Origin of the sequence: Rhizobium sp. R693 (genome assembly GCF_002211315.1) — a bacterium.
Taxonomy (GTDB): domain Bacteria; phylum Pseudomonadota; class Alphaproteobacteria; order Rhizobiales; family Rhizobiaceae; genus Rhizobium.
This window is the reverse complement of record NZ_LOKY01000003.1, coordinates 110,758-132,256: the sequence shown is the minus strand read 5'-3', so window position 1 is coordinate 132,256 and position 21,499 is coordinate 110,758. Positions and strand designations below refer to the sequence as shown.

The 21,499-nt window shown below is 58.6% G+C and carries 20 protein-coding genes and 1 tRNA gene; 9 read left to right on the top strand and 12 right to left on the bottom strand.

The annotated features are described in order from the left end of the window. Positions 1 to 18: 18 nt before the first annotated feature. From clpA to ATY79_RS04740, 7 genes are all read right to left on the bottom strand, one after another. Entirely contained in the window at positions 19 to 2,520 is a 2,502-nt protein-coding gene (gene clpA / locus ATY79_RS04770; RefSeq protein ID WP_088694887.1) for an ATP-dependent Clp protease ATP-binding subunit ClpA, read from the bottom strand. Positions 2,521 to 2,530: 10 nt separating this feature from the next. After that, positions 2,531 to 2,884 carry an ATP-dependent Clp protease adapter ClpS gene (gene clpS, locus ATY79_RS04765; RefSeq protein ID WP_008526939.1) on the bottom strand — a complete coding sequence of 118 codons (354 nt, stop codon included), beginning with the start codon at positions 2,882 to 2,884 and terminating at the stop codon, positions 2,531 to 2,533. A gap of 260 nt (positions 2,885 to 3,144) precedes the next feature. Next, a complete protein-coding gene (locus ATY79_RS04760) occupies positions 3,145 to 3,516 on the bottom strand; it encodes a phasin family protein (RefSeq protein WP_088694966.1) in 372 nt (123 codons plus the stop codon). A gap of 231 nt (positions 3,517 to 3,747) precedes the next feature. After that, positions 3,748 to 4,152: a DUF3597 domain-containing protein gene (locus ATY79_RS04755; protein ID WP_088694886.1), complete on the bottom strand. Its 405-nt coding sequence runs from the start codon at positions 4,150 to 4,152 to the stop codon at positions 3,748 to 3,750. 253 nt (positions 4,153 to 4,405) lie between these two features. After that, positions 4,406 to 4,609 (bottom strand): DUF3126 family protein, encoded by a 204-nt coding sequence (locus ATY79_RS04750; protein ID WP_007532353.1) that lies wholly within the window; start codon positions 4,607 to 4,609, stop codon positions 4,406 to 4,408. Positions 4,610 to 4,736: 127 nt separating this feature from the next. Further along, the gene (gene cysE / locus ATY79_RS04745; RefSeq protein ID WP_088694885.1) at positions 4,737 to 5,570 is read right to left on the bottom strand and encodes a serine O-acetyltransferase; all 834 of its coding nucleotides are present in this window, start codon (positions 5,568 to 5,570) and stop codon (positions 4,737 to 4,739) included. A 116-nt stretch (positions 5,571 to 5,686) separates the two neighbouring features. Further along, positions 5,687 to 6,472 (bottom strand): alpha/beta hydrolase, encoded by a 786-nt coding sequence (locus ATY79_RS04740; RefSeq protein WP_088694884.1) that lies wholly within the window; start codon positions 6,470 to 6,472, stop codon positions 5,687 to 5,689. 155 nt (positions 6,473 to 6,627) lie between these two features. On the opposite strand from ATY79_RS04740, the gene ATY79_RS04735 reads away from it, so the two are divergent. After that, complete coding sequence (locus ATY79_RS04735; RefSeq protein ID WP_007790335.1) at positions 6,628 to 6,873, top strand: zinc-finger domain-containing protein; 246 nt, start codon at positions 6,628 to 6,630, stop codon at positions 6,871 to 6,873. Positions 6,874 to 6,898: 25 nt separating this feature from the next. Beyond that, a complete protein-coding gene (locus ATY79_RS04730; RefSeq protein ID WP_088694883.1) occupies positions 6,899 to 8,050 on the top strand; it encodes an FAD-dependent monooxygenase in 1,152 nt (383 codons plus the stop codon). Here the strand turns inward: ATY79_RS04730 and ATY79_RS04725 are convergent, their stop codons facing one another. After that, a complete protein-coding gene (locus ATY79_RS04725; RefSeq protein WP_088694882.1) occupies positions 8,051 to 9,241 on the bottom strand; it encodes a cystathionine beta-lyase in 1,191 nt (396 codons plus the stop codon). Positions 9,242 to 9,609: 368 nt separating this feature from the next. Between ATY79_RS04725 and ATY79_RS04715 the strand changes: the two genes are divergently transcribed. From ATY79_RS04715 to ATY79_RS04700, 4 genes are all read left to right on the top strand, one after another. Beyond that, a complete protein-coding gene (locus ATY79_RS04715; protein WP_088694880.1) occupies positions 9,610 to 10,635 on the top strand; it encodes an amino acid ABC transporter substrate-binding protein in 1,026 nt (341 codons plus the stop codon). 95 nt (positions 10,636 to 10,730) lie between these two features. Beyond that, positions 10,731 to 11,933: an amino acid ABC transporter permease gene (locus ATY79_RS04710; protein WP_088694879.1), complete on the top strand. Its 1,203-nt coding sequence runs from the start codon at positions 10,731 to 10,733 to the stop codon at positions 11,931 to 11,933. A 1-nt stretch (position 11,934) separates the two neighbouring features. After that, complete coding sequence (locus ATY79_RS04705; RefSeq protein WP_088694878.1) at positions 11,935 to 13,089, top strand: amino acid ABC transporter permease; 1,155 nt, start codon at positions 11,935 to 11,937, stop codon at positions 13,087 to 13,089. Positions 13,090 to 13,109: 20 nt separating this feature from the next. Continuing rightward, positions 13,110 to 13,880: an amino acid ABC transporter ATP-binding protein gene (locus ATY79_RS04700; RefSeq protein ID WP_088694877.1), complete on the top strand. Its 771-nt coding sequence runs from the start codon at positions 13,110 to 13,112 to the stop codon at positions 13,878 to 13,880. 155 nt (positions 13,881 to 14,035) lie between these two features. Here the strand turns inward: ATY79_RS04700 and ATY79_RS04695 are convergent, their stop codons facing one another. Continuing rightward, a complete protein-coding gene (locus tag ATY79_RS04695; RefSeq protein WP_088694876.1) occupies positions 14,036 to 14,470 on the bottom strand; it encodes a hypothetical protein in 435 nt (144 codons plus the stop codon). A gap of 229 nt (positions 14,471 to 14,699) precedes the next feature. Between ATY79_RS04695 and ATY79_RS04690 the strand changes: the two genes are divergently transcribed. The 3 genes from ATY79_RS04690 to ATY79_RS04680 all read left to right on the top strand — a co-directional run bounded on the left by ATY79_RS04690 (position 14,700) and on the right by ATY79_RS04680 (position 16,832). Then, positions 14,700 to 15,761, top strand: coding sequence for a class I SAM-dependent methyltransferase (locus tag ATY79_RS04690; protein ID WP_088703144.1), 1,062 nt, complete (start codon positions 14,700 to 14,702; stop codon positions 15,759 to 15,761). Between the two features lie 238 nt (positions 15,762 to 15,999). Next, a tRNA-Glu gene (locus ATY79_RS04685) sits at positions 16,000 to 16,074 on the top strand. A gap of 257 nt (positions 16,075 to 16,331) precedes the next feature. Continuing rightward, positions 16,332 to 16,832, top strand: coding sequence for a hypothetical protein (locus ATY79_RS04680; protein WP_141105693.1), 501 nt, complete (start codon positions 16,332 to 16,334; stop codon positions 16,830 to 16,832). 74 nt (positions 16,833 to 16,906) lie between these two features. Here the strand turns inward: ATY79_RS04680 and recJ are convergent, their stop codons facing one another. From recJ to ATY79_RS04665, 3 genes are all read right to left on the bottom strand, one after another. Beyond that, the gene (recJ, locus tag ATY79_RS04675; protein ID WP_088703142.1) at positions 16,907 to 18,709 is read right to left on the bottom strand and encodes a single-stranded-DNA-specific exonuclease RecJ; all 1,803 of its coding nucleotides are present in this window, start codon (positions 18,707 to 18,709) and stop codon (positions 16,907 to 16,909) included. A gap of 184 nt (positions 18,710 to 18,893) precedes the next feature. Beyond that, entirely contained in the window at positions 18,894 to 20,216 is a 1,323-nt protein-coding gene (locus ATY79_RS04670) for a homoserine dehydrogenase (RefSeq protein WP_088694871.1), read from the bottom strand. Positions 20,217 to 20,280: 64 nt separating this feature from the next. Further along, complete coding sequence (locus tag ATY79_RS04665; protein WP_007532313.1) at positions 20,281 to 21,498, bottom strand: LL-diaminopimelate aminotransferase; 1,218 nt, start codon at positions 21,496 to 21,498, stop codon at positions 20,281 to 20,283. Position 21,499: the final 1 nt, after the last annotated feature.

The following is a 21,499-nucleotide window of genomic DNA, read 5'->3' as shown; positions in this document are numbered from 1 at the left end:
CAGCCGCCTTTTCTCAGTTTACTTCTTCGGAACTCTCGGAACCGCACTGCCCTTCTTGGGCGGGCTCTTCGCCTGATGTTCGACTACTGCCTTTGCCTTCCTGGCCGTCGTCTTCTTCGTGCGGGTCTTCGTCTTCAGCTCGCCGTCATCCTCGTCATCGGCCTCCGGATGGACGACTTCTGCTTCCGGCTTCGGCTTGATCGGAGCGCTATCCGGCACCGCTTCCAAAATGATATCCGGCTTTCCGTCTTCCTTCGGCCCGACAGTGACGTGGACCACGCCACCTTTCCGTAGCTTCCCGAAAAGGATTTCGTTTGCGAGTGGCTTCTTGATGACGTCCTGGATGACGCGGGCAAGCGGGCGGGCGCCCATCTTGTCGTCGTAGCCCTTTTCAGCCAGCCATGCGATCGCATCCTCGTGCAGGTCGAAGGTGACGTTCCGTTCCGAAAGCTGTGCTTCGAGCTGCATGATGAACTTCTGCACAACCTTATAGATGACTTCCGTCGGAAGCGCCGCGAACGGGATGATCGCGTCGAGGCGGTTGCGGAACTCGGGCGTGAACAGGCGGGTTAGCGCCTCTTCGTCTTCGCCTGTCCGCTTGGACGAGCCGAAGCCAATCGCGGCCTTGGCCATCTCCGATGCGCCCGCGTTGGTCGTCATGATCAGGATGACGTTACGGAAGTCGATCTTCTTGCCGTTGTGGTCCGTCAGCGCGCCGTGGTCCATCACCTGCAACAAGATGTTATAGATGTCAGGATGCGCCTTCTCGATCTCATCGAGCAGCACAACGCAATGCGGATGCTGGTCGACGCCGTCGGTCAGGAGGCCGCCCTGGTCGAAGCCGACATAGCCGGGAGGTGCACCGAGCAGACGCGATACCGTATGCCGCTCCATGTATTCGGACATGTCGAAGCGCAGGAGTTCGACCCCCAGCGACGATGCCAACTGCTTGGCAACCTCGGTCTTGCCGACGCCAGTCGGGCCGGAGAAGACATAGGAGCCGATCGGCTTGTTCGGTTCGCGCAAGCCCGCGCGAGCGAGCTTGATCGAGGTCGACAGCGCTTCGATCGCCTTGTCCTGGCCGTAGACGACCGAGCGCAGTTCCTGCTCGAGATTGGCAAGAACGGCTTCGTCGTCCTTCGACACGGTCTTCGGCGGGATGCGGGCCATCGTCGCGACAGTTGCCTCGATCTCCTTTTCGGTGATCAGCTTGCGGCGCTTGGACGGCGGCAGCAACATCTGGGCAGCACCAGTCTCATCGATCACATCGATTGCCTTGTCAGGCAGCTTGCGGTCCGAAATGTAACGGGCTGACAGCTCGACGGCGGTCTTGATCGCTTCGTTCGAGTAACGCAGGTGATGATATTCCTCGAAGTAAGGCTTCAGGCCCTTCATGATTTCGATCGCATCATCGATCGACGGTTCATTGACGTCGATCTTCTGGAAGCGGCGAACCAGAGCACGGTCCTTCTCGAAGAACTGGCGGTATTCCTTATAGGTGGTCGAACCGATGCAGCGGATCGCGCCCGAGGACAGAGCCGGCTTCAACAGATTCGAGGCATCCATCGCGCCGCCCGACGTCGCACCCGCACCGATGACGGTGTGGATCTCGTCGATGAACAGTACGGCGCCCGGATATTCTTCCAGCTCCTTGACGACCTGCTTCAGACGCTCTTCGAAATCGCCGCGATAGCGTGTGCCAGCCAACAGCGTGCCCATATCCAGCGAGAAGATGGTGGCATCGGCCAAGGCTTCCGGCACCTTGCCTTCGACGATGCGCTTGGCAAGGCCTTCGGCAATCGCCGTCTTGCCGACGCCGGGATCGCCCACGTAGAGCGGATTGTTCTTTGACCGACGGCACAGGACCTGGATGGTCCGATTGACCTCTGCCTGACGGCCGATCAACGGATCGATCTTGCCGCCCTTTGCCTTCTCGTTGAGGTTCACGCAGTAGGCCTTCAGAGCATCCTGCTGCTTCTTCGGACCGCCCTCTTCCTGCTCGCCGCTGCCACGTGACGTTGGCTTGCTCTCAGATTCGCCATCGTCGGCACCACGTGGCGGACGCGATTCTGACGAGCCCGGTCGCTTACCGATCCCGTGCGAGATGTAGTTGACCGCATCGTAACGGGTCATTTCCTGCTCCTGCAGGAAGTAGGCCGCATGGCTCTCTCGCTCGGCGAAGATCGCAACCAGGACGTTAGCACCTGTCACCTCTTCGCGGCCAGACGACTGCACATGGATCACCGCTCGCTGGATAACGCGCTGGAAGCCGGAGGTCGGCTTGGAGTCCTCGTCATAGCCGGTGACCAAATTGGAGAGTTCGTTATCGACATATTCAACAAGCGTTTTGCGTAGCGCGTCGAGGTCGACGTTGCAGGCCCCCATAACGGCGGCGGCATCGGCATCGTCGATCAGGGCGAGCAGCAGATGCTCGAGCGTGGCATATTCATGATGCCGCTCGTTAGCAAAGGTCAGTGCCTGATGGAGCGCCTTCTCAAGACTAGGCGAAAATGTTGGCACGTTCAGATCCTCACTTCTTTTCCATGACGCATTGCAGCGGATGCTGGTGCTGTCGGGCGAAGTCCATCACCTGACTCACCTTCGTCTCCGCCACCTCGTATGTAAATATTCCGCATTCACCGACGCCGTGGTTGTGGACGTGGAGCATAATGCGGGTGGCACTTTCACGATCCTTCTGAAAAAAACGCTCGAGGATATGAATGACAAATTCCATGGGAGTGTAGTCGTCATTCAAGAGTAGCACGCGGTAGAGATTAGGCTTCTTGGTCTTCGGTTTGGTGCGTGTGATGACCGAGGTTCCGCGATTTCCGTTGTCCCCGTTCCTTTCGCTATCGTTTTGCATCCGGATCGGCTTTGCGATCATTTTCCTTCATTCCTCGATCGGTCCGGCGGGGCATGGGAGGGCTGCTTTTCCGCCGAATATTCGAAATACTAACTTAGTTCATCCTGGAGCGATTTTAAGCCCCTCGTTTCACACTGCAATCACAATTCGGCCAGTCTCAACGCAAAGACACAAAAACTGGTGACGGCAGCCGATGGGCACCGTGAAAAAAGAAAAGACCGGCCGCAGATGCGTAGCCGGTCTTCGTTTTTCAAGAGCTATGCGGGCTGTGCCGCGTATCTTTACGCCGCGGCGGGCGGGACAACTGCAGCGGCTTTCGTTGCCTTTGCGGTCGCTGCCACGACAGGCGCTTCGTATGGTTTGTAGGCGTTCTTGGCGAGATCGGAATACATTTCGCCGAGCTTGGTGGCTTCGCTCACGAAGCTTTCGTATGCGCTTTTCACATAGTTGGTCTGCAACTCGAACGCCGCTTCGAGGCTACGAGCGCCGGACAGGCTTTCAAAATGCGTCACCGCGTCCTGAAAAGACTTCTTCGAGTACTCGACCCCTTCAACAGCGATTGCCTGAAAGCCTTTGGCGGTATCGGAATAGCTCTTCAGCATCGTATCCATGGCTTCCTTGCTCTTCCGGCTCGCTTCATCGAAGTTCAACATGACCATCATCCTCCTTGGCCTTTGCAGCAGGATGAAGCGTAGCTGCGGCGCACAAATAGTCAAGCAGTATTGTGCATTGCAAAACAATCCGTGATTGCATCCTTGATGCTTTTACTTTTGGCCGCGCAGGATGGTCATATTTGAATAATTGATTTTGCTAAAATATATCAGAAGCGCCGCAACCAGAAGCTTTATCAAAAATGTCGCCACGGCGCCGATGGCATAGAGCCCTCAATCGAGAAGCTCCGCAGGAACCTTTCCGCCGTTCTCGGCAAGTCGCTTCATCAACGCCTTGTGCAGGAACATGTTCATGGTGGCGGTGTCGTGCGGATCGCCTTTGAAGCCAAGTTCCGTCGCAAGCTCTCTGCGCTCCGCAAGGCTCGCGTCCATGCCGACAGCCTTCATGAGATCGACGATCGAGTGGCGCCAGTCCAGTTTCTGTCCGCTTTTCTTCACCGCCGCGTCCAATAGCGGCACGATATCGATCGCCGCCGCGGCTGCCGACACCTGCTGGGATGCTGGCGTGTCGCTTGGCGCTGCTGCAGTCGGCGGTGGCGCAGGTGTGGCGGACGGAGTGGCCGGAGCAGCTACGGCCTCACCAAAAATCGCATGCTTGATCTTGTCGAAAATACCCATCCTCGGCATTCCTCCATTGACACTAGAGCACATGCTCAAGGGGGAGATGGAGCATCCGGCGGGGTGGTCCAGAGAAGGAGGCTTGTTTTTCCGCTAAAGATTGCCCTGCGAAAAGAAACAATCGGAGGTTTGCGAGATCAAGGCTTGAGCCGCGCTGCAGGTCGATCGATCGGCCCGCCTTAAGAAGCCAGCCGCTCGCGGTTGCGGTCTGGGCAGACGGGCGGCGAAAGACGAGCCGCCCATCAATCACGGATCAAAGATCGACGTCGAGGATCGCCATCGAGAAATTGTAGGAGCGGTCGCCGTCCTCGTCATCGATATAGACGACACCCAGAAATTCTTCGCCGAGATAGACTTCCGCGGAATCATTCTTTCGCGGGCGTGCCTTGACGATCACCTGCGGGTTGAACGTGCGCTTGAAATAGGCGTCGAGTTTCTTGATTTCTTCGGGCTTCACACTGCATCTCCTGAGCGGTCTCGGTTGGCCGCTTCTTGCATGGGAAAGACGGCGCTGTAAAGGCACGGGGGACGGACGCATGAACGCTATCCCCGCCGATATGCCACGCTGTTAAGTGACGCGCGGCTCAGATATCCGCGCCGATCACCTGATCCATTATTCGCGACGGCTCCGAACACCCTGCTTCTCCGACCACCTTGGCCGGCACGCCCGCCACGGTCGTCTTAGGCGGCACCGCCTTCAGCACGACAGAGCCTGCGGCAATGCGCGAGCAATAGCCGATCTCGATGTTACCGAGAATCTTGGCACCAGCGCCGATCAGGACACCGCTGCCGATCTTCGGATGCCGGTCCGAGCCTTCCTTGCCGGTACCACCGAGCGTGACACCATGAAGGATCGACACGTTGTCGCCGATCACAGCGGTTTCGCCGACGACCAGCCCGGTGGCATGATCGAGGAAGATGCCCCTGCCGATACGCGCCGCGGGATTGATGTCGGTCTGGAAAACACTCGACGATCTGCTTTGCAGATAGAGCGCCAGATCGCGCCGACCGCGGTTCAGCAGCCAATGCGCCAGGCGGTGCGTCTGCAGCGCGTGGAATCCCTTGAAATAGAGTACGGCTTCCATGAAGCGCAGGCACGCGGGGTCGCGATCATAGATCGCCTGGATGTCGACGCGCAGAATGGCACTCCACTCCGGCCAATCGTCCAGCATCTGATCGAAGGTCTGGCGCAGCAGGATCGCCTGCATGTCCGGGTGATCGAGACGTTCGCAGATGCGGTAGATCACGCACTCCTCGAGCGACCGATAATTCAGCACGGTCGAGTAGAGAAATGCGGCCAGCACCGGATCATTTTCTGCGGCAGCGCGCGCTTCGTCGCGCAGGCTGTCCCAGATCGGATCCATCACCTTGAGAGGATTGCCTGTCTCAAGAGAGCGAATGTCTGTCTTTGCGACCATGAAAGGTCTCCTCGTATGCGTAGGATCGGCTCTATATAGGGCAAAAACCTGTTAACATAAATGGGTGCGTCGGGAATCGTTCCCGCGGTCCTCGAACCGCCACGACAAATCCCATATCACCGCCCGGAGACTTCGGCGTAAAACTCCAGCACTGCCTTCTTGAAAACCCGGTCTCCCACGGCCAGCATGTGATCGCGGCCAGGAATATCAAGGGCCTGGGCATGGGGCATCAATGCCGCAAGCTCCTGAGCTGAACCCGCGATATCGTCCTTAGTTCCAACGCCAATCAGTGTCGGAGCGTCGATTTTCGTCATGTCGGACCGTGCGACAAGATCGCGAGATCCCTTGATACAGGCGGCGAGCGCTTCACGGTCACTCTTCGTCTGATCGGCGAAAGCCCGGAACATGCGTCCGCGATCGTGGACGACATCATCAAGCGACTGGGCCAACAAGGCATCCGCAATCGGATCCCAATCGCCGACCCCATCCGTCATGCCGATCCCCAGGCCGCCGAGAACCAGAGAGCGGACCCGGTCTGGATGGGCAAGTGCCGCGAAGACGGAAATGCGGGCTCCCATCGAGTAACCGATGAGGTTGGCTTCAGAAATCCCGAGGTGATCGAGGAGCGCAATTGCATCGCTCGCCATATGCCAGGGACGATAGGCCTCGGCGTCGCGTGGCTTGTCACTTGCGCCGTGTCCGCGGTTGTCGATGGCAATGACCCGATAACCCGCATCACCCAAGGTCTTCAGCCAACCCGGATGAACCCAGTTCACGTTGGCGCTGGAGGCAAAACCGTGGATCAGCAGAACCGGCGCCCCGGACGGATCGCCTTCATCAAAGAAGGCAAGCTTCAGACCATCATGTGTGAAGCTGGAAAAAGCGGGCGTATTCAAGTTCATCGGACTGTCCTTTTTTGCCGGACCATATTTTATAGGTCACCGAACTGAAACCCTCGCAGTTGCAAAAACTGTGCGCCGGGACACTCTTTGGCTCTACACATTTGCAGTGAAGGACTATAAGGTCCGCGCACATTACAAAGCATTCGGAGACGAACATGGCCGGCCACAATATTCCCCACTTCCAGAACGACGGCGGACACCGCGTTATCGAAGTCGGTGTGAAAGAGTTCATGTGCACCGGCGCCTCCGTTCCGTTCGATCATCCGCACATCTTCATCGACATGGGCGATGAGAACGAGAAGGTCTGCTCCTACTGCTCGACCCTCTACCGTTTCAATGGTGCGCTGAAGGCAAACCAGACCAATCCGGCTGGCTGCGTTTTCCACGTCAAGGCTGCCTGAGACGCAATCTAAGATCGGACAACCTATGCCGGCAGAACATGCCGCCATCGTCGGCGCGGGCGTAGCGGGGCTTACGACTGCACTGGCGCTGGCGCGGCACGGCATCAGTTCCGAGATTTTCGAGCAGGCACCTAAACTGACCGAAGTCGGGGCAGGTCTGCAGATTTCGTCGAATGCTTCTCGCATTCTGGCGGAACTGGGCGTCCTCGAGCACCTGACCGACACCTGGCTCGAGCCAGACTCCATTCGGCTTATGTCCGGAACCACGCTGCGTCAGCTCGCAGCCGTTCCTGCTGGTGGATTTGCACGCGCCCGGTGGGGCGCGCCCTATGGTGTCCTCCATCGCTCCACCTTGCAGCGGGCGCTGCTTGACGCGGTCTCCAAGGAGCCACTTTGCAAGCTGCATCTGGGAGCGCGGATCAAGAGCCGGGTATTGTCGGACCTATCCCGCCCGGCGGATCTTCTGATTGGTGCCGACGGCGTCTGGTCGCAGGTTCGGGAAGACATCGAAGGCAGCCCCTCGCCTCGCTTCTCCGGCAACATCGCCTACCGCTTCACGATAGACGCGGCAAACGCGCCCACCTTTCTTGAACGCACGAGCGTCTCGGCATTCCTTGGTCCGGCGGCACACCTCGTCTGCTATCCGCTCCGTGAAACCAGCAGTTTCAATATGGTGGCGATCACTGCCGGCAACGCCACATCGCATGACTGGACCAGCCAGCCGACGGAAGCGCAGCGTCAACAACTGCTTTCGCGGTTTTCCCGGTGGCACCCTGCCGTGGCCGAACTTTTCGCGAGGACGGGCGACATCACCTTCTGGCCTCTCTATGAAACGAAAAATGGGCGTTGGCAAAACGGCCGCGATTGCGTCCTTATTGGCGACGCCGCGCATGCAATGATGCCCTTTGCGGCACAGGGCGCTGCAATGGCGATCGAGGACGCCTATGAGCTTGCGATGTTCGTGGCAACACGGCCGGTTGCCGAAGCGCTGCGGTTGTTCGAAGCACATCGCACACCGCGGATAGCGCGGCTGCGCCAGCGCGGTGCATTCAACCAGTTTGCCTATCACGCCCGCGGGCCGGTGCGCATCGGGCGCGATATCGTTCTGGCATTAAGACCGCCGCAAAGCCTCGCGGCGGATCTCGACTGGATCTACGGCTACCAAGCCGGCGCCTGATCAGACGGCCTTTGCCGCGGCGAAACCGCGCTCGATATCGGCCTTGATATCAACGACGTCCTCAAGCCCGATCTGCAGGCGGATGACCGGTCCTTCGGTTGGCGCCGTTCGAATGCGGCGATCGCTCAGGTTGACGTGAATGGCGAGGCTTTCGAAGCCGCCCCACGACCAACCGAGGCCGAAGATCTGCAGCGCATCGAGGAAAGCATGGGCCTTGGCCCTGAACTTTTCCGGTGCGTCGACGGCAAGCACGAAAGAGAAGATGCCGCTCGCGCCCTTGAAGTCGCGCTTCCACAATTCGTGCGACGGGAAGCTCGATAGCGCCGGATGCAGCACCTTGGCAACGTCCTCCCTGCCCTCCAGCCATTTGGCAATCGTGAGCGCACTTTCGTAATGGCGCTCCAGGCGCACGCCCATGGTGCGCAAACCGCGCAGGATCTGGTAGGCGTCGTCGGGCGCACCGCAAATGCCGAGCGTGATGTTCGCTTCGTGGAGCTGCGACCAGTATTTGGCGTTTGCGGAGACCGTACCCATCAGGATATCGGAATGCCCGGACGGGTATTTGGTGGCTGCGTGAATGGAGACATCGACACCGAAGTCCAGCGGCTTGAAGTAGACAGGCGTCGCCCAGGTGTTGTCCATCGTCACGACCGCACCGTGCTTGTGCGCGATTGCTGCGATCGTCGGAATGTCCTGCATCTCGAAGGTATTCGAGCCGGGCGCCTCCGTGTGGACGAGCTTGGTGTTCGGCTTGATCAGCGCCTCGATGCCCGCACCAACCATTGGATCGTAATAGTCTACCTCGACACCGAGACGCTTCAGCATCGTGTCACAGAAATGCCGGGTCGGCCCATAGACCGAGTCGACGATCAATGCGTGGTCACCAGAAGATAGCAACGCCAGGAACGGGACGGTCACAGCCGCCAGTCCCGACGGTACGAGAATCGTTCCGGCCGACCCTTCCAGCGCATCGATCGCCTCACAAAGGGCATCGGTTGTCGGAGTCCCGCGCGTTCCGTAGGTGTATTTCTGTCCACGGGTTTCCATTGCTCGCGCATTTGGAAAGAGGACTGTCGAGGCGTGAACAACCGGCGGATTGACGAAACCGTGGTATTCGGCCGGGTCGTTGCCGAGGTGGGAAAGGCGCGTGTTGATGCCAGCGTTCTGAAGCGGGCCTTCTTTATCTTTCATATTGGGAATGCCTTTGGCGATAAGATGCGGTCGGCAAACTCTTGAACCGCACGAAACGATCGGTCAACCCCGAAGCCGGACCACGTACAGCATCCCTGCCATGCAGATTCTTCAGATATATCAGTGATTTTTCGCGATTTTTTTCGGCAACGGCCGCCATTTCGATAGTCATCTGCTTATTTTGCGCGCCTCAATTAGAGAATTGCCGAAATATCACGCAATCTTTCACTGCGACACTTGACCATGGTGACATTTGCGACTGTGATAGAACCACTCGCGCCGGGAGGGTGTCGGGTCATATGGGAGGTTCCGCGTGCTTCGGCGAACGCTCCCACAAAAAGATAAGACAAAGGAAAAGGTTGGGAAAAATGAAGATTAAGCTTCTGTCCGCCGCCATCGGCGCAGCAGTTTTCGGACTTGGCGCTTCGGCAGCTTCTGCCACCACGCTCGAAGACGTAAAGGCAAAGGGTTTTGTTCAGTGCGGCGTCAACACCGGCCTTCTTGGTTTCGCGCAGCCTGACGCTTCCGGCAATTGGGCCGGCTTCGACGTCGACTTCTGCAAGGCAGTTGCCTCCGCCGTCTTCGGCGACCCGACTAAAGTGAAGTACACGCCACTGTCGGCCAAGGACCGCTTCCCGGCTCTGAAGTCGGGCGAAGTCGATGTTCTATCGCGCAACACGACGTGGACCATCAACCGCGATACCGCGCAAGGCTTCAACTTCCGTCCAGTCACCTATTATGACGGTCAGGGCTTCATGGTTCGCAAGAGCCTTAACGTGAAGTCGGCGCTCGAACTTTCAGGTGCCGCCGTTTGCGTCCAGGCCGGCACAACGACGGAACTGAACCTCGCCGATTACTTCAAGTCGAACAACCTCCAGTACAATCCGGTCGTCTTCGAGAAGCTTGAAGAAGTCAACGCCGCCTACGACGCTGGTCGTTGCGATGTCTACACGACCGACCAGTCCGGCCTCTACTCACTGCGCCTGACGCTGAAGAATCCCGACGAACATGTGGTTCTTCCGGAAATCATCTCGAAGGAGCCGCTCGGACCGGCCGTTCGCCAGGGCGACGATCAGTGGTTCGATATCGTATCGTGGACGGCCTATGCCCTCGTCAATGCTGAAGAGTTCGGGATTACCCAGGCAAACGTCGATGAGATGAAGAACTCTGCAAATCCCGATATCAAGCGCTTCCTCGGTACGGAAACCGATACAAAGATCGGTACCGACATGGGGCTTACCAACGAGTGGGCCTATAACATCATCAAGGGCGTCGGAAACTACGGTGAAGTCTTCGACCGCAACGTCGGTAAAGGCAGCCCGCTCAAGATCGAGCGCGGCCTGAACGCGCTGTGGAACAAGGGTGGCATCCAATACGCTCCGCCGGTCCGTTGATCGGATAGACCTTCAAGACTTGGAGAGGCGGTTTGCCGCCTCCCCATCATAAAGAGAAAAGCCCGAAAACGGGCTCATAGGGGATTAGGCTCGGCATGACGCAAGAGGCTGTGCACACGTCGCATGTGCAAAGCACTGGCTGGAGTTTCCAATCAGTGATCTACGACCCGAGGTTTCGGGGCATTTTCTTTCAAGTTCTCACCATCGTGATCCTCGTCGGATTCGTGTGGTGGGTCACCCATAACACGGCCCAGAATTTGGCCCGCACCGGCACTGCGTCTGGCTTCGGGTTCTTGAACGGTCGGTCGGGCTTCGACATCGGTCAGTCGCTGATCGACTATTCCAGCGATGCCACTTATCGGCGCGCATTGTTGGTCGGCCTTCTCAATACCATGCTGGTCGCCGTAACCGGGATTATTACCGCAACGATCATCGGTTTCGTCGTCGGTATCGGCCGCTTGTCACATAATTGGCTGATCTCGAAGCTGTGCACGGTCTACGTCGAGGTCTTCCGAAACATTCCGCCGCTGCTCGTCATCTTCTTTTGGTACCAAGGCGTCCTTGCCGTCCTGCCTGGACCGAGAGATTCCCTCCACCTGCCCTTCAGCATGTTCCTCAACAACCGCGGCCTTGCTTTTCCGAAGCCGATTTTCGGTGAAGGCATATGGGTGGTCGGTATAGCGATCATCGTCGGGATCATCGCTTCCACGGTTGTTGCGCGCTGGGCGCACAAACGCCAGGCTACCACCGGCAAACAGTTCCACACGATCTGGACGTCCATCGCTCTGATTGTGGGCCTGCCGATATTGACCTTCTTTCTGGCCGGCATGCCTCTGTCGTTTGACGTTCCCATTGCAGGCAAATTCAATCTCACCGGCGGCTCCGTCGTCGGGCCGGAATTCATGTCGCTGTTCCTGGCTCTATCCTTCTACACTGCGGCCTTCATTGCCGAAATCGTCCGCGCTGGCATTCGCGGCGTTCCCAAGGGCCAGTCGGAGGCTGCCGGTGCGCTTGGCCTCCATCCGTCAAGCATCACGCGCCTCGTTGTCGTCCCCCAGGCGCTGCGTATCATCATTCCTCCGCTGACCAGCCAGTACCTGAACCTGACGAAGAACTCATCGCTGGCGATCGCCATCGGTTTCGCGGATCTCGTCGCGGTTGGCGGCACCATCCTCAACCAGACCGGACAGGCGATCGAAATCGTGTTCATCTGGGCGGTTGTCTATCTCACGCTCAGCATCCTCACTTCGCTGTTCATGAACTGGTTCAATGCCAAAATGGCGTTGGTGGAGAGATAAGATGTCGGTATCCAACCAATCTTTCGTCAGGACCGCTTTTATCGACCCGGCACCAGCACCGCGCAGCGAGAGCGGCGCATGGGCCTGGGCTCGCAAGAACCTGCTAGCAACGCCGAAGGACATTGTCCTGACCGTCATTGCCGTTACCTTCCTCGCCTGGGCGTTGCCGCACGTCATCAACTGGTTGTTCATTCAGGCCGTCTGGACCGGAACGGACCGCACCTTCTGCGCGACGACTGTTCAAGGTGGCACCCAGCCTGATGGCTGGAGCGGCGCTTGCTGGGCATTCGTCAACGCGAAGATCTCTCAGTTCGCGTTCGGCACTTACCCGCTCGACGAACGTTGGCGCCCGACGATCGTCGGTGTCCTGTTCGTGCTGCTGCTCGCGCCTATGCTGGTCCCCAAGGCGCCGTTCAAGCGCATCAACGCCATTCTGCTGTTCGCCGTCCTGCCGCTTCTTGCCTTCTGGCTGCTTTACGGCGGTTTCGGGCTCGAAATCGTCGATACGCCTCTATGGGGCGGCCTGATGGTGACGCTGGTGCTTTCCTTCGTCGGCATTGCCGTGTCGCTGCCGTTTGGCATCATTCTGGCGCTGGGGCGCCGATCGAAGATGCCTGTGATCAAAATTGTCTGCGTCGCCTTTATCGAAATCATTCGCGGCATACCGTTGATCACCGTGCTGTTTATGGCGAGCGTATTGCTGCCGCTTTTCCTGCCGACCGGGTTCACCATCGACAAGCTGCTGCGCGCATTGATCGGTGTGGCAATCTTTGCTTCCGCATACATGGCGGAGGTCATTCGCGGTGGCCTACAGGCGATCCCTAAAGGCCAGTCCGAAGGCGCCGACTCGCTCGGGCTCGGTTACTGGCAGAAGATGCGACTGATCATACTTCCGCAGGCGATCAAGCTGGTCATCCCCGGCATCGTCAATACCTTCATCGGCATGTTCAAGGATACGTCACTGGTGTCGATCATCGGCATGTTCGACCTGCTCGGTATCGTCCGGTTTAACTTTACCGACGCCAACTGGGCGAGCGCGGTCACGCCCTTGACAGGCCTGATTTTCGCTGGCTTCGTTTTCTGGCTGTTCTGCTTCGGCATGTCGCGCTATTCAGGCTTCATGGAACGCTATCTCGATACCGGCCACAAACGATAAAAGATCAAGGGAACGAACATATGGCTGAGGCTCAAAAGAAGATGACTGTTTCGGCGACAGACGTTGCCGTCGACATCATTGGCATGAACAAGTGGTACGGCGATTTTCACGTACTGCGTGACATCAATCTCAAGGTAATGCGCGGCGAGCGCATCGTCATTGCCGGCCCCTCGGGCTCGGGAAAATCGACGATGATCCGCTGCATCAACCGTCTGGAAGAGCACCAGAAGGGCCAGATCATCGTCGATGGGGTCGAACTCACCAACGACCTGAAGAAGATCGACGAAGTGCGCCGCGAAGTCGGCATGGTCTTCCAGCACTTCAATCTCTTCCCGCATCTGACCATTCTGGAAAACTGCACGCTGGCGCCGATCTGGGTGCGCAAGATGCCGAAGAAGCAGGCCGAAGAAATCGCCATGCACTTCCTGAAGCGCGTCAAAATCCCGGAGCAGGCCAACAAGTATCCGGGTCAGCTCTCGGGCGGTCAGCAGCAGCGCGTGGCGATCGCCCGCTCACTCTGCATGAACCCGAAGATCATGCTTTTCGACGAGCCGACCTCGGCGCTCGACCCTGAGATGATCAAGGAAGTTCTGGAGACCATGGTCGGACTGGCAGAGGAAGGCATGACCATGCTTTGCGTGACCCACGAAATGGGCTTTGCGCGTCAGGTCGCCAACCGCGTCATCTTCATGGACCAGGGACAGATCGTCGAACAGAACTCGCCTGCCGAGTTCTTCGACAATCCGCAGCACGAGCGCACCAAGCTCTTCCTCAGCCAAATCCTGCACTAAGTCGATTGGCGAACAACGAATTCAAGGGCCGTCGGATTTTTCCGGCGGCCTTTTCGTTTTGGCGTATTTTCGACGGTCGGTTTGAGAGCGAGCGCCGCATGACGACAAACAAAAGGCCCCGATGACGGGGCCTTCCGAGTTGAGCCAAACCCCTATCAGCTCTTCAGCTTGGCATTGCACAGGCTGTAAAAACCACCGCCCTTCTGGATCCACTTCAGACCATTGAGCGTATTGGCGTCCTTATTCTGGTGATAGGCGTCGACGCAGGTATGCATCCGTCCCTTGCCGGGTGTTTCCTTCGCATATTTCGGTGAAATGGCTGTTGGGAACGAAACGCCCTTGGGCGCCGTCATCGTGGGCTTTTCTGGTTCTTCACCACTATTGAGTGTCACATCCGGCTCAGCCGTCGCATCCGGACCGCACTGCGCCTTGCGGAAATCATTCCACTTCATGTCCTTCGCGGAGCCGTCAGCCTGGGCCGCCTTATACTTCGCGCTGCACTCCTTCATGGTCAGCGCCGAGGACGGCGTCGCAAACGCGAGCGCCCCGAGCAGGGAAACGGATGCAAGAATAGTCAAACGCTTGATCATTGATCTTCCTCCAAGCCTCTAGGGGCTAGCGAACTATCAATCTGACGTTTTTTCTTGTCAACGCGACAATTGGCGCAACCAACACGTTAATTTTGTTCAAGGATCGCGCTTCGTCTTCGTAAGCGGAACAGTTTGCCACTAATGCCGCAGTGTTGTTTTAGCGGCAAACACCGGCAGTGATATAGTGCCCGACGGGCTGGTTTTTCCTGCATCTCCGAGGGAGGAAGACATGCGCGAACCCGACATGCAGAAAGTGGATGCACTCGTCGGTCGGTTGATCGGCGACGTAGGCGCGGCCGTATCCGGAGCGCTGGTGGTGCTGGGTGATGACCTTGGCCTGTTCAAGGCCATGGCCGACGGCAAGCCACGCAACTCATCCGAGGTATCGAAGGAAACCGGCATAAAGGAACGTTACCTCAGAGAGTGGCTCTCCGCCCTCGCGGCCGCCGACTATCTCACCTATGACGAGAAGACCGATCGCTTTCACCTGACGCCGGAGCAGGCAATGGTCTTTGCCGAGGAGGATAGCCCTGCCTTCTTCGCCGGCGCTTTTCAGGTCGTGCAAGCCATGTGGATGGACGAACCCAAGGTAGCCGACGCCTTCCGCACCGGCACGGGCGTCGGGTGGCACGAGCACAGCGCTTGCCTGTTTCGCGGTACCGAGCGCTTCTTCCGAACCGGCTACAACAACAATCTGGTTGCCGACTGGATTCCTGCCTTGCAGGGCGTCGAGGCCCGTTTGAAGGCCGGCGCACGAGTCGCCGACGTCGGCTGCGGCCACGGCGCTTCGACGATCCTGATGGCTCAAGCCTATCCCGCTTCAAAGTTCTTTGGCTTCGATTATCACGCGCCGTCGATCGAGCGGGCGAAGGCTGCGGCCAAGGAGGCTGGCGTTGCCGATCGTGTCACGTTCCAGCAGGCGCCCGCTGCTGGATTTCCGGAAGGAAACTACGATCTCATCGCCATGTTCGATTGCCTGCACGACATGGGGGACCCGGTCGGCGCCGGCAAGCACGTCAAGGAATCGCTCTCCGCTGACGGCACCTGGCTGGTCGTCGAGCCCTTTGCGCATGATTGCCTGAAGGACAATCTCAACCCAGTCGGTCGGGTCTATTACGGCGCGTCGACGATGATCTGTACCCCGGCATCGCTCTCGCAGGAGGTTGGACTCGGGCTCGGCGCGCAGGCCGGCGAAACCAAGCTGAGGAAAGTCGCCCTCGATGCCGGTTTCAAGCATTTCCGCCGCGCCACGGAAACACCCTTCAACATGGTCTTCGAGGTGCGCGCCTGAGGAAGTTGCATTACTCGCGACGCGGCTGCCCCGGTCGGCCGCGTCCATCGAAACTTTCCACATGTCCATCAATAGCCTGTGGAACTAGAAATAACGTAGCGATATCAAAATGATAATCACCAATTACAGAGCACCACGGGCGAGAAGCCAAGAAAAATTCGCGCCATTGTGATTTTTTCTTGTTTTGCCGCTTGCGGGATTCAAAGTGCCTGACTATAAGGGCGCCACCACGAAGGAAGCGCCCTTCGTCTATCGGTTAGGACACCAGATTTTCATTCTGGGAAGAGGGGTTCGACTCCCCTAGGGCGTGCCAACTTCTTTTTCTCCCTTCAATATTTTCAATACGTTGCGGGTAGCATCTGCTAACACCGTTTCCCTTATCGACGAGCGCCTTTCCAGATTGGAGAGCCGCAAGCAAACGAGTTCGCTGATCATCACGCGGGGGGGGTGAAAGAGCGCGTTTAGCCTTCGGTTGAAGAAGACGAAGAGGCGATTTACTTTCCGCTAGACGGAACTGACGTTCCCCCCACGTGGCCTCCCGCCTGATTGTAACAAATGCAGGAGGGGAAAATGAGGATTATTGCTTATTTAGCAATGCCTTCAGCCTTGCTCTGCGTCGCTCCATCGGCACAAGCCGATTGGCAATATACCAAATGGGGCATGACGCCCGATCAAGTCATTGCTGCTGCGCCTCCTGAAAGCGGACTGCGATGGGTCGCCAAATCCGCCACCAACGGGCCTTATCTAAAAGGCCACTATGGTGCCGGAGAATATAGGTTCGAAAGCAGATTTTGGTTCAGCGACAAGGGCCTTTACGAAGTCGAACTAGAGCTTGATACCCGTACGGCTTACTGTATCAAACTTAAAGCATCCATGCTTGTGACCTACCCCGACATCGAGCCCAATCGGAAGGCCGCGCTGCACGGGCATTTCCTTCAGACTTACGATAACGCCATAGAATGGATTGACCACGCCAAATCCAATGTCGTGTATATGAACGAGGATCTGTCTTCCTGTTCCCTCGTTTATCACCCGATGCCACCAAAAATCGAAAAGGAAGATGGCCTGTAGCGCCGCCACGAGAAGATGCTGCCCAGGCGCGTTTCCGATCGCCTCCTCCATAGTCTCGCCCATGCCTGCCGGCCTCACCGCGCTGGAGCGGCGTCCTGAACACGTAGCTGGATGCGTCGGGAGCCCTGATAGTGGTCCGCGCCGAGCGAGCCCGCGACGTGCAGACTGGAGCCCCTTGAATTCAGCAGCAGGTTGCCCAGTTGCGTATCGGCTGCCCGAAAGGCGATTCCGTCGAGACGGGCGCCGTCCATGGCTTCGAGCGTCACCTTCACATGCTTCTCGCCAACCAGGCGGGAATCGCGAAGGCGATGAGCGGGAACCGCAAAGAGCGGCTGGGAATGACCCGATCCGTAAGGCCCGGCCGTCTCCAGGCGATCGATCAGTTCGATCGTTGCACCGCTGGCGGCAATCGCACCGTCTATCTTCAGCGTCTCGTTAGCCACGAGCGCGGCTATTGTCTTTTCCGCGCGTTCGTCAAAAAAGCTGCGCAGCAGACCCAGCTTGTCGCGCTCGACGGTCAGGCCAGCGGCCATGGCATGGCCACCGCCCTTGACCAGCAAACCTTCGTCCACGGCCGCGCGCACCATCTTGCCCATGTCGAAGCCGTTGATGGAGCGGCCAGAGCCGGTGCCTTTGCCGGATGGGTCGAAGGCGATCGCAAAGGCTGGGCGCTTGAATCGCTCCTTGAGGCGGGCGGCAATCAGGCCGACAATGCCGGGGTGCCATTTTTCGTGCGCGGTGACGATGACCGACGCCCCCTCACCGTCCCCGTATTCCGCCATCGCCTCGGCCTCAGCCTCTTGAAGCATCGCGGCTTCCATCGCTTGCCGGTCGCGATTGAGGTCATCGAGTTGCTGCGCAATAACCTCGGCCCGGCCTGTATCATCGAGGGTGAGCAGGCGGCTGCCAAGTGCGGCGTCGCCGATGCGCCCGCCCGCATTGATGCGCGGGCCGATCAGGAAGCCGAAGTGATAGGGTGTTACAGGCCCGGCAAGGCCCGCCCTACGGAACAGCGCGGACAAGCCTGCATTGCCCTGATGCCGCGCGGCAATCAATCCCTTGACCACGTAGGCACGGTTCAGGCCCTTCAGGGGGACGACATCGCAGACAGTCGCGAGCGCGACAATATCAAGCCACTGCAGCAGGTCGATCGACCGCGCGCGTGGGTCCCCGGCTTCCCGCAACAAGCGCAGCGTCGCGACGAGCACAAGGAATACGACGCCGGCGGCACAGAGATGTCCTTGCCCTGAAAGATCGTCCTCGCGATTCGGATTGACCAGCGCGTGGCAGGGCGGCAAATCATGTGTCACCTGATGGTGATCAATCACCACGACATCGATGTTGCGTCTCGCAGCTTCGGTCAGCGCTTCATGGCTCGTAGATCCGCAGTCAACGGTGACGATCAGCCGTGCCCCATTGTCGATCAGGTTGCCGATCGCCACAGCGTTGGGACCGTAACCCTCAAAAATGCGGTCGGGAATATAAATCTCGGCCTTGACGCCAAAGTGTTTGAGAAAGCGAAACATGAGCGCCGATGAGGAGGCGCCGTCGACATCGTAATCTCCGAAAATCGCGACCTGTTGCTGGCCGCTGATCGCTTCGGCAAGCCGCTTGGCTGCCTTTTCGCAATCCGTCAGGGTATAGGGATCAGGCATCAGGCCACGAAGGGTCGGGTCAAGAAACTCCAGGGCCTCATCGACGGTGACACCGCGTCCGGCAAGAACGCGCGCAATGAGCTCCGGCAGTCCATGCATCTGAGACATCGCGAGCGCCCGGTTCTGGCCGGCTTGATCCAGGCGCGAGATCCAACGGTTGTCCAAGACGGACTTCTCTACGCCCAGAAACGCGCGCTGTACCGGATCGGCCGGAATCTCCATCTCGTCTGCTGCCCTCATCGCTTGTCACCACCCCGAGACCGGAGGGATATCGGCAGCTTTAAGCGGCTTGGCACGGCCACACAACGATTTTGGCGAAGACATACGACGTTAGCTGTGGATGCACGCAGCAGATCTGCCGCGGCACCCCAAGCAACGCCAATATGCCTGAAAACGAGGAGACTTCTCAGTCTTCCTTTGGCCGCTCGATGCGGATCACCTGCGGTTCGCCGACATGGTAGCCCTCGCCCTTGATCGCGGCGACCGCCTTGCGGACGGAATCCTCCGTCGTCGCGTGAGTCACCATGATGATCGTCTGATGATGCGAGGGCGCCAGATGCTGCTTCGAACGCTGAACAATCGATTCCAGCGAAATGTGGTTTTCCGCCATGTGGGTGGCGACGCTTGCGAACACGCCGGTACGGTCGAGCACGGTCAGGCGAATGAAATATCCGCCTTCGTGGCTTCGCATCTGTGCCTTGCGGTAGGGCTCCAGCGATTTGGCGGGATGGCCGAGAACGGGCACGCGCTGTGCACCGGGTCGGCTTTTTGCGATGTCCGCGATGTCACCGAGAACGGACGAAGCCGTCGCATTGCCGCCGGCGCCGGGGCCGACCATCAGCAACTCACCGAGAACGTCGGACTCGATCGCAACCGCGTTTGTCACGCCGTCGACCTGTGCAATCACGGAATCAACGGGCACCATCGTCGGATGGACGCGCTGTTCGATGCCGGTATCGGTCCGCTGTGCAACGCCGAGCAGCTTGATGCGGTAGCCGAGATCGGCTGCGGCGTGGATGTCTTCGATCGAGATGTTGGTGATGCCTTCGAGGTAGATGTCGTCGGCTGCGATCTGGTTTCCGAAGGCGAGCGTCGTCAGAATGGAGAGCTTGTGCGCCGTGTCATTGCCTTCGATATCGAAGGCGGGATCAGCTTCGGCATAACCGAGCCGCTGTGCTTCCTGCAGGCAATCGGCAAAGGAAAGGCCTTCCTTTTCCATCTTCGTCAGGATGTAATTGCAGGTGCCGTTCATGATCCCGTAGATGCGGGAGATCGTATTGCCCGTCAGCGATTCGCGCAGCGCCTTGATGACCGGAATACCGCCGGCAACCGCCGCCTCAAAGTTCAGCAAGGCGCCCTTCTCTTCCGCGATCGTAGCCAGCTCGACGCCATGATAGGCAAGCAGCGCCTTGTTCGCTGTCACCACGTGGAGACCACGCTGCAGAGCCGCACGCACAGAGCTGTTGGCCGATCCATCGACGCCGCCCATGAGTTCGACGAAAACATCGATGTCGCCCTTCTCCGCCAGATCTTCCGGCCGGTCGAACCACTCGATGCCGCCGACGTCGATGCCGCGGTCCTTGGTCTTGTCTCGGGCGGAAACGCCCGTAATCAGGATCGGGCGCCCGCATGTTGCGGCAAGCTCGTTGCTGCGCTGCTGAATGATACGGACAAGCGAAGCACCAACGGTACCCAAGCCCGCAATGCCGATTTTGAGGGCATCTGCCATGGATCGATCCTGAAATGTGTCATGAAGGGCAGCCGCCGAAGCGGCTGCCGTTGAGGAGATTATATCAGCGATGTGCGTTGAGCGAGATGACGTTGTGCATCGTCTCGTCGGCCGTCGACATGAACTTCTTGATGTTGCGGGCTGCCTGACGAATGCGGTGTTCGTTCTCGACGAGCGCCAGACGCACATAGTCATCGCCCATTTCACCGAAACCGATGCCTGGCGCGACAGCCACGTCGGCTTTCTCGACGAGCAGCTTGGAGAATTCCAGCGAACCGAGGTGGCGGAACTTCTCCGGAATCTTGGCCCATGCAAACATGGTCGCCGCCGGTGGCGGCACTTCGAAGCCAGCCTTGCCGAAGGTATCCACCATGACGTCACGGCGGCGCTTATAGACGTTGCGGACTTCCGCGATGTCGGAGCCGTCACCATTCAGCGCATGCGTTGCCGCCACCTGGATCGGCGTGAACGCGCCGTAATCGAGGTAGGACTTGACGCGCGTCAGCGCCGCGATCAGGCGCTCGTTGCCGACGGCAAAGCCCATGCGCCAGCCCGGCATCGAGAAGGTCTTCGACATCGAGGTGAACTCGACCGTCACATCCATCGCGCCCGGAACTTCCAGAACCGACGGAGGCGGCTCGCCTTCGAAGTAGATCTCAGAGTAGGCCAGGTCGGAAAGCACGATGATGTCATGCTTTTTCGCGAAAGCGATGACGTCCTTGTAGAAGTCGAGCGTCGCAACAAAAGCCGTCGGGTTGGACGGATAGTTGAGAATCAGCGCCAGCGGCTTCGGGATCGAATGACGGACCGCGCGCTCCAGTGGCGGGAAGAAGCTCTCGTCCGGCTCGACCGACATCGACCGGATGACACCGCCTGCCATCAGGAAGCCGAAGGCGTGAATCGGATAGGTCGGGTTCGGGCAAAGGATCACGTCGCCGGGCGCTGTGATCGCCTGCGCCATGTTGGCGAAGCCTTCCTTGGAGCCCAATGTCGCAACGACCTGGGTATCCGGATTGAGCTTCACGCCGAAGCGGCGGGCGTAGTAGGCGGCCTGGGCCCGGCGGAGACCCGGAATACCCTTGGACGAGGAATAGCGATGCGTGCGCGGATCCTGGACGACTTCGCAGAGCTTGTCGACGATCGCCTTCGGGGTCGGAAGATCAGGGTTTCCCATGCCGAGATCGATGATATCGGCCCCGCCCGCTCGCGCGCTTGCTTTCAAACGGTTGACCTGTTCGAAAACGTAAGGCGGCAAACGCCGGACTTTGTGAAACTCTTCCATT